9 protein-coding genes and 1 pseudogene are annotated in these 14,025 nt (G+C 64.3%); 6 read left to right on the top strand and 4 right to left on the bottom strand.

Annotated elements, in window-relative coordinates:
- The first annotated feature begins 95 nt into the window (after positions 1-95).
- From NLM27_RS35615 to NLM27_RS35595, 5 genes are all read left to right on the top strand, one after another.
- The gene (locus NLM27_RS35615) at positions 96-902 is read left to right on the top strand and encodes a creatininase family protein (protein WP_254147710.1); all 807 of its coding nucleotides are present in this window, start codon (positions 96-98) and stop codon (positions 900-902) included.
- 139 nt (positions 903-1,041) lie between these two features.
- Positions 1,042-1,305 carry a hypothetical protein gene (locus tag NLM27_RS35610; protein WP_254147709.1) on the top strand — a complete coding sequence of 88 codons (264 nt, stop codon included), beginning with the start codon at positions 1,042-1,044 and terminating at the stop codon, positions 1,303-1,305.
- A 403-nt stretch (positions 1,306-1,708) separates the two neighbouring features.
- Positions 1,709-3,685: a carbohydrate porin gene (locus NLM27_RS35605; RefSeq protein ID WP_254147708.1), complete on the top strand. Its 1,977-nt coding sequence runs from the start codon at positions 1,709-1,711 to the stop codon at positions 3,683-3,685.
- Positions 3,686-3,795: 110 nt separating this feature from the next.
- Positions 3,796-5,529, top strand: a complete 1,734-nt coding sequence (locus tag NLM27_RS35600; RefSeq protein WP_254147707.1) for an ABC transporter permease subunit — start codon at positions 3,796-3,798, stop codon at positions 5,527-5,529.
- A gap of 10 nt (positions 5,530-5,539) precedes the next feature.
- The gene (locus NLM27_RS35595) at positions 5,540-6,856 is read left to right on the top strand and encodes an AAA-associated domain-containing protein (RefSeq protein WP_254147706.1); all 1,317 of its coding nucleotides are present in this window, start codon (positions 5,540-5,542) and stop codon (positions 6,854-6,856) included.
- An 84-nt stretch (positions 6,857-6,940) separates the two neighbouring features.
- On the opposite strand, the gene NLM27_RS35590 is transcribed toward NLM27_RS35595, so the two are convergent.
- Positions 6,941-9,016, bottom strand: coding sequence for a methyl-accepting chemotaxis protein (locus NLM27_RS35590; RefSeq protein ID WP_254147705.1), 2,076 nt, complete (start codon positions 9,014-9,016; stop codon positions 6,941-6,943).
- A 240-nt stretch (positions 9,017-9,256) separates the two neighbouring features.
- On the opposite strand from NLM27_RS35590, the gene NLM27_RS35585 reads away from it, so the two are divergent.
- A complete protein-coding gene (locus NLM27_RS35585; protein ID WP_254147704.1) occupies positions 9,257-10,552 on the top strand; it encodes a hemolysin family protein in 1,296 nt (431 codons plus the stop codon).
- A gap of 217 nt (positions 10,553-10,769) precedes the next feature.
- On the opposite strand, the pseudogene NLM27_RS35580 reads toward NLM27_RS35585, so the two are convergent.
- The 3 genes and pseudogenes from NLM27_RS35580 to NLM27_RS35570 all read right to left on the bottom strand — a co-directional run bounded on the left by NLM27_RS35580 (position 10,770) and on the right by NLM27_RS35570 (position 13,970).
- Positions 10,770-11,008, bottom strand: a pseudogene (locus tag NLM27_RS35580) (PilZ domain-containing protein).
- A gap of 104 nt (positions 11,009-11,112) precedes the next feature.
- Complete coding sequence (locus NLM27_RS35575) at positions 11,113-12,801, bottom strand: FMN-binding glutamate synthase family protein (RefSeq protein WP_375142297.1); 1,689 nt, start codon at positions 12,799-12,801, stop codon at positions 11,113-11,115.
- Between the two features lie 395 nt (positions 12,802-13,196).
- Positions 13,197-13,970, bottom strand: coding sequence for a ferredoxin--NADP reductase (locus NLM27_RS35570; protein WP_254147703.1), 774 nt, complete (start codon positions 13,968-13,970; stop codon positions 13,197-13,199).
- Positions 13,971-14,025: the final 55 nt, after the last annotated feature.

Genomic DNA, 14,025 nt, shown 5'->3' with positions numbered 1-14,025 from the left:
TGAAGTTCGGGGACGCGAGCCGGCCAGGCCCGCATCCCCTCAGGGACCCAAATTACGTGACAAATTCGGGCAAAGAAACCTCCAAAGAAAACTCAATGATGCCGTCCCGCGACTGGACCGAGATCCGCTGGGCCGATGCGGCCTCCGCAGACGTGTCGCGCTGGATTGCGGTGCTGCCGCTGGCGGCGACCGAGCAGCACGGGCCGCATCTGCCTGTTGCAACCGACGTGCTGATCGCGGACGCTTATCTGGCCCGTGCGCGCGAGCTGTTGTCCGGGAGCGTTCCGGCCAGCTTTCTGCCAGTTGAACCGGTCGGGATTTCCACCGAGCATATCGACTATCCGGGCACGCAGACGCTGCCGACCGAGGTCGCGCTGAAGAAATGGACCGCAATCGGCGAGGAGGTCGCGCGTCGCGGCGTGAAGAAGCTCGTCATCATCACCAGCCATGGCGGCAACAGCGCGGCCATGATGCTGGTGGCGCAGGATCTTCGCGCGCATCACAAGCTGTTCGTGGTGACGACGTCGTGGTCGCGGCTATCAGGCGCGGACACATTGTTCCCGGCCGATGAGGTGCGCCACGGTATTCATGGCGGTGCTGTCGAGACCTCGATCATGCTGGCGCGCTATCCGGATCAGGTGCGCAAGGATGCGATCGCAAATTTTCCGGCGAGCAGCATCGCGCTGGAGCAGCAATATCGCTGGCTGTCGACGCAGCGGCCCGCGCCGTTCGCCTGGCAGGCGCAGGATCTCAACGCCAGCGGCGCGGTCGGCAACGCGACATTGGCGCTCCCTGGGAAGGGCGAGCAGCTGCTCGATCAGGGCGCGGCGGCCTTCTGCGAGCTGCTGGCTGAGGTCGATAACTTCGACGTGAACAGGCTCGCCAAGGGCCCCCTCGGCTAGCTTGCATCCTACTGGAATTATTCAGGAAAAAGCTGAGCTCCCGTACCGGATCTGCCGCCTTCGAACCGGACGCGAAGAGCCTCCGTCCAATTGGGCACGCGGGCCACAACGGACCGCCTCAACCCGGATGGAGTTTCACATGTCGATCAAGACCAAGATTGCCGCCGCAGCTCTCGCTGCTCTCGCCGTCACCGGCACCATGGTGTCCACCACCTCGCAGGCCCAAGCCAAGCCGCCCGGCTGGGTCTGGGGTGTGGGTGCCGGCATCGCCACCGCCGCCGTCGTCGGCTCCGCGATCGCCGCCAGCAACGACCCCTATTATCACGGCTATCACCGCTGCGGCTGGGTCGCCCAGTACAACGCCTTCGGCCAGTACGTCGGCCGCGTTCGTACCTGCTACTGATTTGACTACCTGAGGCCGATCTTAAGTGGATCCCGCGTCCGACACGGGCGCCTCATCCACCCCGTGTCGTGCCCCCGACCCCGCCCGGCTGTCCCCCCGGGCGGGGTCATCTGTTTTGGGCCCCTGCGGATTTGTTGCAGTCCCGTCACACAGCGGTGCGAACTATCCTGGGCGGCAACGCGCGTCAGTTGCTACTGCGAATTACTCGCAATAAGGTTCGCAGCGGGCCCAGGCACTTGGGACGACATCGCATCGGATCGAGATCATCTCGCCCGACCGCGTGCCAACCAAGAACTGATGACAGGAGCGCTGCGAATCGGCAGGGATGCGAGTCGCGGCGGGTGGGACATAGTCGCGTTTGGGGGCGTGCGTTTTGACGTTGAGAGGTCACAGACACCGGTGCTTGCGAACGGCTGCGGCGATCGCCACGGGCGTACTTGCTTTTCCCGCCGCCGGCCTCGCGGCTGATCTGTCGCTGAAGGCGCCGTTGCTGAGGTCCGTCTACGACTGGACCGGCTTCTATGTCGGCGGTCATTTCGGCTATGGCGATGCCAGCTTCGGTCCCGGCACCAATTCACTGCCGCTGCAAGGTGTGATCCTGCCGCCCAGCGCCACCGGGTTCAACGGCGGCTATCAGCTCGGCTATAATCGCCAGCTCGCGAACCGTGTCGTGCTCGGGATCGAGGCGGACGCCACATTCACAGGCGCGCGCGACATCGTCGCGCATGAACGGTCACCGGTGCCGTTCAACACCACGCTCGACTATGTCGGCACCGTGCGCGGCCGCATCGGCTATGCTTTCGACCGCTTCATGCCTTTCGTCACAGGCGGTTTCGCCTGGGGCCACACCCATATCAACGTCAACGATGCCGACGGCGTCTCCGAGCTGTTTCCGGTCGGAAAATATCAGACCGGGTGGACCGCGGGACTCGGCCTGGAATTCGCCGTCAGCGGGAATTGGACCGCGAAGGCCGAATATGACTACGTCGCGCTGTCGCGGCGAACCTACGACCTCAGCGGGTTTGGCCTTGCCAATGTCGATGTCGAGCCGCGCGTTCACCTGTTCAAGCTCGGCCTCAACTACCAGTTCGGCGACACGCCCTGGATGGCGCCGATCAACGGCAAGACCAAGCTGCCGGAGTCCAGCGACTGGAACGTTCACGCGCAGACGACAGTGCTGCCACAGGGCTACGGGCCGATCCACTCGCCCTATGCCAGTCCGCAAAGCCTGCCCGGCAGCGGCCAGTTTCAGGCGACATGGACCACGACGGCTTTCCTGGGAGCGCGCCTGTGGGACGGCGGCGAGTTCTATTTCAATCCCGAGCTGGCGCAGGGTTTTGGCCTCAACGGCACGCTCGGACTGGCCGGCTTCTCCAACGGCGAGGCGCAGAAGGCCGGCGCGCCGTTCCCGAAAATCCGTGCGCAGCGCTACTACATCAAGCAGACTTTTGGTCTCGGCGGCGAACAGGAAGAGGTGCCCGACGCACCGAACCAGCTCACCGGCAAGCGCGATATCGACCGTGTCACCTTGATCGTCGGCCGCTTCGCCGTCGGCGACTTCTTCGACGGCAATTCCTACGCCAAGGATCCGCGCGCCGACTTCATGAACTGGGCGATGTGGGCCTCGGGCGCCTATGATTTCCCCGCCGACCTGCCCGGCTATACGCGCGGCGCCGTGGTCGAGCTCAATCGCAAGGACTGGGCCGTGCGCGGCGGACTGTTCCAGGTCCCCGATGCGCCCAACAGCGACACATTGGTCTACAAGACCGGCGGCGCCGTCGTCGAGTTCGAGGAGCGTCATTCGATCTTCGAGCAACCCGGCAAGCTGCGCGTCGGCGTCTTCGCCAACGAAGGCAATACCGCGAACTATCGCCAAGTCGTGGCACTGGCGGCCGCAAACCCCGGGGTCGACATCAACGACATCGCGATCGCGAACCAGCGCCAACGCTCCAAATACGGCTTCTACGTCAACCTCGAGCAGCAGCTCGTCACCGACGTCGGACTGTTCGCCCGGGCCAGCTGGAATGACGGCCAGAACCAGATCCTCTCCTTCACCGACATCGACCGCAGCATCTCCGGCGGCCTGTCGATCAAGGGCAGCCGCTGGGGACGCCCGGACGACACGATCGGCATCGGCGGCGCGATCAACGGCCTGTCGGCCGCGCACCGCGATTTCCTTGCCGCCGGCGGCATCGGCCTCCTGATCGGCGATGGCCGGCTCAACTACAACAACGAACGCATCCTCGAGGCCTACTACGCCTATTCGGTGCTCAAGGGCGTCACGCTGACCGCGGACTATCAATTGATCGCAAACCCGGCCTATAACGCCGACCGCGGGCCGGTCTCGATCTTCTCGGGCCGCCTGCACGCCGAGTTCTAAAGCGCGAGGACGAATCGTCATCGCGCTTTAGGTTATTGTTTGAGCATGATCTCGTCGGAAAACCGCTGCACACTTTTCCGGATCATGCTCTAGCCCCGAGGACGGGCCGCATGAAGCTGAGAGAAATCCGCACGGCCGCGATCGGCCGGGCGTTGCGACCCAATGTCTGGGATGTCGTGGCTCTGATCCTCGTGATCGGAACCATGGTGCTGATCGTCTACGGTGGCGAGCAGACCGTAGCACCACTGTCCGATCTGGAGCACACGCCAGTCTCGCTCGATCCGGCAAATCTGCCGCTCTACGCGCTCCGCACCGTCCTGCGGATGCTGCTGGCGATCGTTTGCTCGACGGTCTTCACTTTCATCTACGCGGCGATTGCCGCCAAGAGCCGGCGCGCGGAGATGGTGATGATCCCGATGCTGGACATCCTCCAGTCGGTGCCGATCCTCGGCTTTCTCACCTTCACCGTCGTCTTCTTCATGAACCTGTTTCCGGGGAAGGTGCTGGGCGCCGAGCTCGCCTCCGTGTTTGCGATCTTCACCAGCCAGGCCTGGAACATGACGTTCAGCATGTACCAGTCGATGCGCAATGTGCCGAAGGACCTGGAGGAGGCCACGCAGAGCTTCCATTTGTCCGGCTGGCAGCGCTTCTGGCGCCTCGACGTGCCGTTCGCGATGCCGGGACTGATCTGGAACGCGATGATGTCCATGTCGGGCGGCTGGTTCTTCGTGGTCGCCTCGGAAGCGATCACGGTCGGCAACACCACGGTGACCCTGCCGGGTGTCGGCTCCTATGTCGCGCTCGCTATCCAGCAGCAGGACTTGCCGGCGATCTTCTACGCCATGCTGGCCATGCTGCTCGTCATCATCGCCTATGATCAGTTGCTGTTCCGACCCATCATCGCCTGGGCCGACAAATTTCGCTTCGAACAGACGGCGTCCGGCGAAGTACCCACGTCGTGGATGCTCGATCTGTTTCGTCGAACCCGGGCTCTGCGTGCCATTACGCTTCCGTTCTCTGCCGTCAATCGGGCGATCTCGAATTTGCGCATCTCGCTGCCGAAATTACTCCCGCCAACGAAGAGCAAGAGCCAGCCGTCGCGACTGATCGACGGGGGGTGGGTTGCCTTCGTCCTTGCCGGCACAATCTATGCCGCCTGGCTAACGTATCGCTATTTGTCGGCCAGTCTCGGTCTGCCCGATGTCCTCATCGTGATGCGCGACGGGTTGATCACGCTACTGCGCGTCGCAGTTCTGATCAGCCTCGCCACCCTGATCTGGGTGCCAATCGGCGTGTGGATCGGGCTGCGGCCGAAGCTGGCCGAGCGCATCCAGCCGCTGGCACAGTTTCTCGCCGCCTTTCCCGCAAATCTTGCCTTTCCGGTCTTCGTCGTCGCTATCGTCAGCTTCAGGCTCGATCCGGATGTCTGGCTGAGCCCGCTGATGATCCTCGGCACTCAATGGTACATCCTGTTCAATGTCATCGCCGGCGCCAGCGCCTTTCCCAGCGATCTGCGCGAGGCGGCAAGCAGCTTCCATCTCAGCGGATGGCGATGGTGGTTCAAGGTCATCCTACCCGGCATCTTCCCCTACTACGTCACCGGCGCGATCACGGCATCCGGCGGCTCCTGGAACGCGTCGATCGTCGCCGAGGTCGCAAGCTGGGGCGACACACATTTGAACGCCACCGGGCTCGGCGCCTATATCGCGTCGGCGACGGAAGCCGGTGATTTCCCACGCGTCGTTCTCGGGATCGCCGCGATGTGCATTCTGGTAACGCTTTTCAATCGTCTGGTCTGGCGGCCACTCTATGCGTTTGGCGAACGTCGCTTGCGGCTCGGCTGACGAGGAGACAATGATGCTCGATCACCCCTCTGCGCTCATCGATATTCGCGGCGTCTGCCGGTCGTTTCCGAAGGGCAGCGGCGAGGAACTATTGGTTCTCGATAAGGTCGATCTGACGATCCGCTCGGGCGAAATCGTCGGCCTGCTCGGCCGCTCCGGTTCCGGAAAGTCGACGCTCTTGCGGATCATTGCCGGCCTTGTGACGCCTTCGTCGGGAAGCGCAACCTGCCGCGGCGAAACCATCGTCGGACCGCCGAACGGTGTTGCCATGGTGTTTCAATCATTCGCCCTGTTTCCCTGGCTGACGGTGCTGCAAAACGTCGAACTCGGCCTGGAAGCGCTAGGCGTCGATGCCGCCAAGCGCCGCAAGCGTGCGCTCGCGGCAATCGACCTGATCGGCCTCGACGGGTTCGAGTCAGCCTTTCCCAAGGAATTGTCGGGCGGCATGCGCCAGCGCGTCGGCTTTGCCCGCGCGCTGGTGGTGCATCCCGACCTCCTGCTGATGGACGAGCCGTTCTCGGCGCTCGACGTGCTTACCGCCGAAACGCTGCGCACCGATCTGATCGATCTCTGGATGGAGGGCCGGCTGCCGATCAAGTCCGTGCTGATGGTCACGCACAATATCGAGGAAGCGGTGCTGATGTGCGATCGCATCCTCGTGTTCTCGTCGAACCCGGGGCGTGTCGCCGCCGAAATTAAGGTCGAGCTGCCCCATCCACGCAACCGCCTCGATCCGCATTTCCGTCAGCTCGTCGACAACATCTATGCTCGCATGACCCAGCGCGCCGAGCCAAGAGCGCCTTCGATCGAGGGCATTTCCGGCACTGGCATCGGCATGACGCTGCATCATGTGTCCTCCAATGTGCTGTCGGGCCTGATCGAGACGCTGGCCGCGCCGCCCTATTACGGACATGCCGACCTGCCGGTGCTCGCAAGCCAGCTCCAGCTCGAGGCCGACGAGATCCTTCATCTCGGCGAGTCGCTTCAACTGTTGCGCTTCGCCCAGCTCAGCGAAGGCGATCTGATGCTCGCCGACGCCGGCAAGCGATTTGCCCATCTCGAAACCGACGCACGCAAGAAACTGTTCGCCGAACATCTCGTGACCTACGTGCCGGTGATGGGACTGATCCGTCGCGTGCTGGACGAGCGTCCCTCGCATACTGCGCCTGCGGCCAGGTTCCGCAACGAGCTCGAGGACTATATGTCCGAGGATTATGCCGACGAGACACTGAAGACGGTGGTGTCTTGGGGCCGCTATGCCGAGCTGTTCGCCTATGACGAGCAGTCCGAGACGTTCAGCCTGGAGAATCCCGGCGAGGGCGGCTGATGCTGGTCTGTGACTAGCCTAAGCGCGGATGCGCGCCTCGTCCTTCGAGACGCCCGCGGAGCCTGTCATCGGGCCGCGCTTTTCCTACGCGGCCCGGATCGCGTCCAGGAACTTTCCGACCTCGACCTTGAGACGGCTGCTCTCGCCCGACAGCGACCTCGCCGAGGCGAGCACGTTGGCAGAGGCCGATCCGGTCTGGCTGGCGCCGCGCTGCACGTCGACGATGCTGGCGGAGACCTGCTGGGTGCCGCGGGCCGCCTGCTGCACGTTGCGCGAAATCTCCCGCGTCGCGGCGCCCTGCTCCTCGACCGCCGCGGCGATCGCTGACGCAATCTCCGACATGCGGGAGATGGTATCGCCGATCGCCTTGATGGCACCGACCGAATCCTCCGTCGCGGTCTGGATCCCCGTGATCTGCTGACTGATCTCGCCGGTGGCCTTGGCGGTCTGCTCGGCCAGCGCCTTGACCTCGGAGGCAACGACGGCGAAGCCGCGGCCGGCCTCGCCGGCGCGGGCCGCCTCGATGGTGGCGTTGAGGGCCAGAAGGTTGGTCTGGCCCGCGATCTGGCTGATGAGCTCGACCACGTCCCCGATCCGCCCCGCCGCCTTGGCGAGCTCGCCGACATAGTCGTTGGTGCGCCCCGCCTGCTGCACCGCTTCACCGGCGATGCGCGCGGAATCTTGGACCTGCCGGCTGATCTCGTCGACCGACGAGGCCATCTCCTCCGCGGCCGCCGCAACAGTCTGCACGTTGGTCGAGGCCTGTTCGGAGGCGGCCGCAACGGTCGCGGTGACCTTTTCCGATTGATCGGCCGTGTTCGTCAGCGTTCCCGCCGATACTTCCAGCTCCGAGGATGCCGACGACACGGTGTTGATCACGTCGCCGATCATGGCTTCGAACTCGCGCGCGATCTGGTCCATGCGCTGGCTGCGCCGAAGCTTCGCCTCGGCTTCGACCGCGGCGGACTCGTCGGCGGTCTTCTTGGCGGCGAGCGAATCCTTGAAATGCCGGAGCGAGGCTGCGACCTGGCCGATCTCGTCGTTGCGGCCGGTCGCGGGGATCTCGACCTCATGCTGTCCGGCCGCGAGCATTCCGATCACGTCCGCGAGCTTCGCAAGCGGCGTCACCACGCGCCTGCGCAGCATGATGGTCACGCCGGCGAGCGTCCCGAGCAATGCCAGCACCGCAACGCCCGCAAGGGCGAGCATGGCCAGCGCGGCGTCACGCGCGGCCGAAGCGCGCTCGGCCGCTTCCGCCAGCGCGGCGTCGCGCACGCCATAGAACATCTGGATCGCGGGCACGATGACCTTCGCCAGCTCGTCGGCGTTGATACCGTACTTGCCGTCACCCCGGGCCGCGGGCATCTCCTTGTCTACTGCGGCCGCTGCCTTTCCGAAATACGATTCGGTTGCCGCCTTCAGCGCGGTGGCGATACGAGGAGGGTTTCCGAGCTGGTCGATGCCGGCCTCGATGCGCTCGCGGTCGGCCTCGACACGACCTTGCATGCGATCCATCAGCGCGAATTCGGCCGTCGTGAGCGGGCGGCGTGCGCTCAGTGCCGGTGACAGCGTGGCGGCACGGTTACCCGCGGAGACGCGCAGATCCTGCGCCGTTCGCGCCAGGCTCAGCAGCGCCGCAAGCGAGGAATCGGCACTGATGCCCTTCGCCTCGAGCCAGTTCATGACCGGTTCGATGTTGCCGATGACCTCGGCGACACCGGGCAGAAAGCCCTTGATCACAGCACTGTCGCGTGCCGCCAGGGGAACGCCCATCGCGCGATCGGCCGCCGTGTAGATTTCCTTCAGCCGCCGCGCCGCGCGATCGAGGTTCTCGGCCATCGCTGCGCCGTCATCGAGCACCATGATGGCGCGCCTTGCGCCTTCAAATGCGGCATCGGCGGCTTTCGCGGCCTTGGTGGCAGCGTCGATCTGTGCCTGTGTGGCAGCGGCTTCCTGGAAGATCGGTCCGATATAGGGAGCGCGAAGGCCTGCGACCTGCTGGCTGACCATCAGGGTCGCACCGAAGGCGTCGACCGTCTTGATCGCGTCGGAACGGTTCGTGAAGATGCGCGTCTGCGGTATGAGCACCTCGGCGCCGAGAATGACTGCAAAAACCGTCACCGTCAGCATCGACAGCGCGAAAAGCTTTCCGATCCGCATTCTGGTCCCCGAATACATTCTGCAAATGTCAGGAACCTAGCTCGCGGCCACTAAGAGCCCGTTAAGCAACAATCCGTAGTTCCGCGGGGCCACCTCGTCGCCGGCCTCGCCGAACCTCGTCCACTGCCAGCTTCCCCCGCGGCAGCGGAACGCGACACAATGACCGGCATTTTCTCACCGGGATACCTATATCAAGCCCCGTGCCGCGCCCGGCCACACTCGCTTATTCTCGGAACATCAATGCTCTCCGTCGAACTGATTATCGTCGTCGTCCTGATCGTCATCAACGGCTTGCTGTCCATGTCCGAGCTGGCCGTGGTGTCGTCTCGCCCGGCGCGGCTGTCGCTGCTCGCCGCCAAGGGCGTCCGCGGCGCCGATCGGGCGCTGACGCTGGCGGCCGATCCAGGCAAGTTCCTCTCGACGGTGCAGATCGGCATCACGCTGGTCGGCGTGCTCTCCGGCGCATTCTCGGGCGCGACGCTCGGGCAGCGGCTGACGCAATGGCTGCTCGAGCTTGGCATGTCCAAGGGCATTGCCGACATCGTCGGCGTCGGCATCGTCGTCACGCTCATCACCTACGCCACGCTGATCGTCGGCGAGCTGGTGCCGAAACAGGTGGCGTTGCGCGACCCCGAGAGCATCGCGGTGAGAGTCGCGCCAGCGATGCATCTGCTGGCGCGAATCTCGCTGCCGCTCGTGTTCCTGCTCGATCTCTCGGGCAGGCTGATCCTCACGCTGCTCGGCCGCGGCGGCAGGGCCGAGGAGAAGGTCTCGGAGGACGAGATCCATCACCTCGTCAGCGAGGCCGAGAACGCAGGCGTGCTCGAACCCGGCGAGAGGGAGATGATCGCCGGCGTGATGCGGCTCGGCGACCGGCCGGTCGGCGCGGTCATGACGCCGCGCACCGAGGTCGACGAGATCGACCTGAACGACGATTCGCGGACCATTCAGGAGATCATCGCGAAGAGCCCGCATTCGCGCTTTCCCGTCTCGGACGGCGACCGCGACAAGCCGATCGGCGTGCTCCAGGCCAAGGACCTGCTGGTCGCCTATATGAACGAGCGCACACCGGATCTGCGCGCGCTCGTGCGCGAGGCGCCCGGCATTCCGGCGTCGGCAGATGCCCGCGACGTGCTGGCCATCCTGAAGGCCGCCCCCGTTCACGTCGGTTTGGTCTACGACGAATACGGCGCCTTCGAAGGCATGGTGACCGCCGCTGACATCCTCGAGTCCATCGTCGGCGCCTTCCATTCCGAGGAAGGGCCTCCCGAGCCGGCCTATATCAGGCGCGACGACGACTCGCTCCTGATCTCCGGCTGGATGCCGGTCGACGAATTCGGCGAACTGCTCGGCGTCGAGCTGCCGCCGCATCGCTACAACACGGTGGCGGGCCTCGTGCTGCAACAGTTCAGCGTACTGCCCAACGTCGGCGACGCCTTCGTTTTCGCCGGCTGGCGCATCGAGGTGGTCGATCTGGATGGACGGAGGATCGACAAGATTTTGGCGAGCAGGCAGGGCGAGCAGGCGGCGGCGTGAGTGGCGACTTCGATCTCTCGACTCGTCGTCCCGGCGAAGGCCGGGACCCATAGCCACAGCATTGGGTTTGGCGAAGACTGGTAGTTGCCCGCTACTGCTACCTACGCTTGACCGATAAATCACGCGGTATGGATCCCGGCCCCCGTGCGCAATTGCGCACTAGGCCGGGACGACAGTTGAGTTTGCGGCGCGAACTCGCATCACACGCAGGGCAACCTCACCCGAACCTCACCCCGATCCGCTTATCCTTGCGCCAGACCACGGTGCAGGACAGATGCTTTCCGTCGGCCTGGACGAGCAGGGTGAAATGGTCGGGGATGCCGATCGGGCTGGTGACGTCGAGGGCGGCGCCGGTGTCGGACAGGTTGCGGACGGTGCAGTCGTCGCGCCGCCGCCGAACTCGATCGTTCCGGCCTTCAGCACGCGATGTCTGGCTTTGTCGCGTCGTTCGTCCATGGGCACAATCTATACCCAAAGTTGAACTAAACCTTAAGCACCAACCTCGCTCGCGATGAATTTACGCTGGACGCCGACCGCTGTCGCCACGGTCGGCGCCGCGTCTACAGCGCGGGCTGGAACGTCTCGGCGCGCGCCATCCGCCAGGCGTCGCGGAAGCGCGGATCTTCCGTACCCTCGAGCAGCTCGCCCGGGCGCAGCGCCGGATAGAGCTGCGCGAAGGATCTCACATCGGTGGTCGAGGTACGCTGGGTGAAATGAATCGGGCGCAGCTGCTGCGGATGTTCGAGGCCGGCGGCGGCGATCAGCTCGGTCAGCGAGTGCAGCGTCGCATGGTGGTAATTGTGCACGCGGTCGATCTTGAGCGGCACGTAGAGCGCGCGCGCACGCGTCGGGTCCTGCGTCGCGACGCCGGTCGGGCAACGGTCGGTGTGGCAGCTCAGCGACTGGATGCAGCCGAGCGAGAACATGAAGCCGCGCGCCGAGTTGCAATAGTCGGCGCCGATCGCCATCGCCCGCGCCATGTCGAAAGCGGTGGCGATCTTGCCGGAGGCGCCGATCTTGATGCGATCGCGCGCGTTGATGCCGACCAGCGCGTTGTGGACGAAGTTGACGCCCTCGCGCATCGGCACGCCCAGATGGTCCATGAATTCCAGGGGCGCGGCCCCGGTGCCGCCCTCATTGCCGTCGACGACGATGAAATCGGGATAGATGCCGGTCTCCAGCATGGCCTTGCAGATCGCCAGGAATTCCCAGGGATGGCCGATGCACAGCTTGAAACCGGCGGGCTTGCCGCCGGACAGGCGGCGCATCTCGGCGATGAACTGCATCATGCCTGTTGGCGTCGAGAAGGCGCGGTGCGATGCCGGCGAGATGCAATCCTCGCCCATCGAGACGCCGCGGATCTTGGAAATCTCTTCCGAGACCTTTGCGGCCGGCAGCACGCCGCCATGGCCCGGCTTGGCGCCCTGGCTGACCTTGAGCTCGACCATCTTGATCTGCTCTTCGCCGGCGACGCGTGCAAACGCCTCCGGATCGAAGGTGCCGTCGAGATGACGGCAGCCGAAATAGCCAGAACCGATCTCCCAGATGATGTCGCCGCCCATCTCGCGGTGATAGGGGCTGACGCCGCCCTCGCCGGTGTCGTGGGCGAACCCGCCCTTCTTCGCGCCGGCATTGAGCGCCCGCACGGCGTTGGGGCTGAGCGCGCCAAAGCTCATCGCGGAGATGTTGAACACGGAGGCCGAATAGGGTTTTGCGCAATCCGGCCCACCGATGACGACACGGAATTTTTCCGTGGCATGCGCCTTCGGCGAGACCGAGTGATGCATCCACTCGTAGCCTTCGCGATAGACATCCTCCTGGGTGCCGAACGGGCGCTTGTCGAGCTCCATCTTGGCGCGCTGATAGACCAACGAGCGGGTGTCGCGCGAAAACGGCATGCCGTCCTTCTCGCTCTCGAAGAAATATTGCCGCATCTCGGGGCGGATCTCTTCGAGCAGGAAGCGGATATGCGCCGAGATCGGATAGTTGCGCAGCACCGCGTGGCTCTTCTGGAGGAGATCGCGGACGCCGAGCAGCGTCAGCGCGCCGAAGATCAGGATCGGGATCAGCAGGATGTCGAAGATCTTGCGATCCGCGAGGCCGATGCCGATGAGGAGCGCAGTGACGACCGCGCAGATCGTCAGCACAATGAAGCGCGGCGAGAACGGAAGCAGCAGGGTTTCCATGATCCCCTCTTCCGCCAGCGGCAGGCGTTTGGGCGATTCCTGTGTTTTGTTGTTGTCGGCCACGATCCCATCCTCCCGCCAGCATGAGGCGGCACGATACGCCCTCGCCTGTCATACGGATATGACGCGGCGCTTGTTTCAGGCTAGCGAATTCGGGCGAGGCAAATCAATCAGCCCGGTAGACGGGTTTTGCGGTGCAGCAGAAGGGTGGGGAGGAAGGGACGGCGGGCCAGACCGCAACAGGCTGCCCACCAGTGGGGCGCCACGTCGGATTCCACGAGATTAGCTGTCATCCCGGGCAAGCGTAAGCGCAGACCCGGGATCCATAACCACGAAATTTTCTGGCTTGGAGGAGCTGTCACTCCGAGTCGTCGCGTAACCACGGACTGTGGCTATGGGTCCCGGATCTGCGCGCGCTTGTCCAGGACGACAGCTGAATTGGTGGCGGCGAGCGGCGCTTACCGCTCGACGAACGCCTTCTCGATCACGAAATGGCCGGGCTTGTTGCCGCTGCCCTCGACGAAGTCACGGCCTTCGAACATCAGCTTCAGCTCTTCGAGCATCGCCGGGCTGCCGCACATCATGATGCGGTCGGTGGCAATGTCGAGCGGGCCCTGACCGATGTCGTTGAAGATCTGCTCGGAGCTGATGAGGTCGGTGATGCGGCCGCGGTTCTTGAACGGCTCGCGGGTCACGGTCGGATAGTAGATGAGCTTGTCCGCGAGCAGCTCTCCGAACAGCTCGTCCTCGCGCAGGTTCGCGACGAGCTTCTCGCCATAGGCGAGCTCGGAGACTTGGCGGCAGCCATGCACCAGCACGATCGACTCGAACTGGTCGTAGACCTCGGGGTCCTTGATCAGGCTCGCGAACGGCGCAAGACCGGTGCCGGTCGAGAGCAGCATCAGCCGCTTGCCGGGGATGAGATTGTCGGTGATCAGCGTGCCGGTCGCCTTGCGGCCGACCAGGATGATGTCGCCTTCCTTGATCTTCTGGAGGCGCGAGGTCAGCGGACCGTCCTGAACCTTGATCGAGAAGAACTCGAGCTGTTCCTCGTGATTGGCGCTCGCCATGCTGTAGGCGCGCAGCAGGGGACGGCCGTCGACCTCGAGGCCGATCATGGCGAACTGGCCGTTCTGGAAGCGGAAGCCGGTGTCGCGCGTGGCGCGGAAGCTGAACAGCGTGTCGGTCCAGTGGTGGACGGAAAGAACCTTCTCTCGGTAAAACGCGCTCATGATTTTCGATATTCCGAATATTTGCGGTTTTCGGGCAAAAGCGTTACCCGGCCCC

Source organism: Bradyrhizobium sp. CCGB12 (genome assembly GCF_024199845.1).
In the GTDB taxonomy this organism is placed as follows: Bacteria; Pseudomonadota; Alphaproteobacteria; order Rhizobiales; family Xanthobacteraceae; genus Bradyrhizobium.
The sequence above is the reverse complement of the archived record's forward strand: the minus strand, read 5'-3'. Positions and strand labels throughout refer to the sequence as shown.

Coding starts and splice junctions, on each gene's coding strand:
- NLM27_RS35615 (WP_254147710.1), top strand. CDS start 96: ATGATGCCGTCCCGCGACTGGACCGAGATCCGCTGGGCCGATGCGGCC.
- NLM27_RS35610 (WP_254147709.1), top strand. CDS start 1,042: ATGTCGATCAAGACCAAGATTGCCGCCGCAGCTCTCGCTGCTCTCGCC.
- NLM27_RS35600 (WP_254147707.1), top strand. CDS start 3,796: ATGAAGCTGAGAGAAATCCGCACGGCCGCGATCGGCCGGGCGTTGCGA.
- NLM27_RS35595 (WP_254147706.1), top strand. CDS start 5,540: ATGATGCTCGATCACCCCTCTGCGCTCATCGATATTCGCGGCGTCTGC.
- NLM27_RS35590 (WP_254147705.1), bottom strand. CDS start 9,016: ATGCGGATCGGAAAGCTTTTCGCGCTGTCGATGCTGACGGTGACGGTT.
- NLM27_RS35585 (WP_254147704.1), top strand. CDS start 9,257: ATGCTCTCCGTCGAACTGATTATCGTCGTCGTCCTGATCGTCATCAAC.
- NLM27_RS35570 (WP_254147703.1), bottom strand. CDS start 13,970: ATGAGCGCGTTTTACCGAGAGAAGGTTCTTTCCGTCCACCACTGGACC.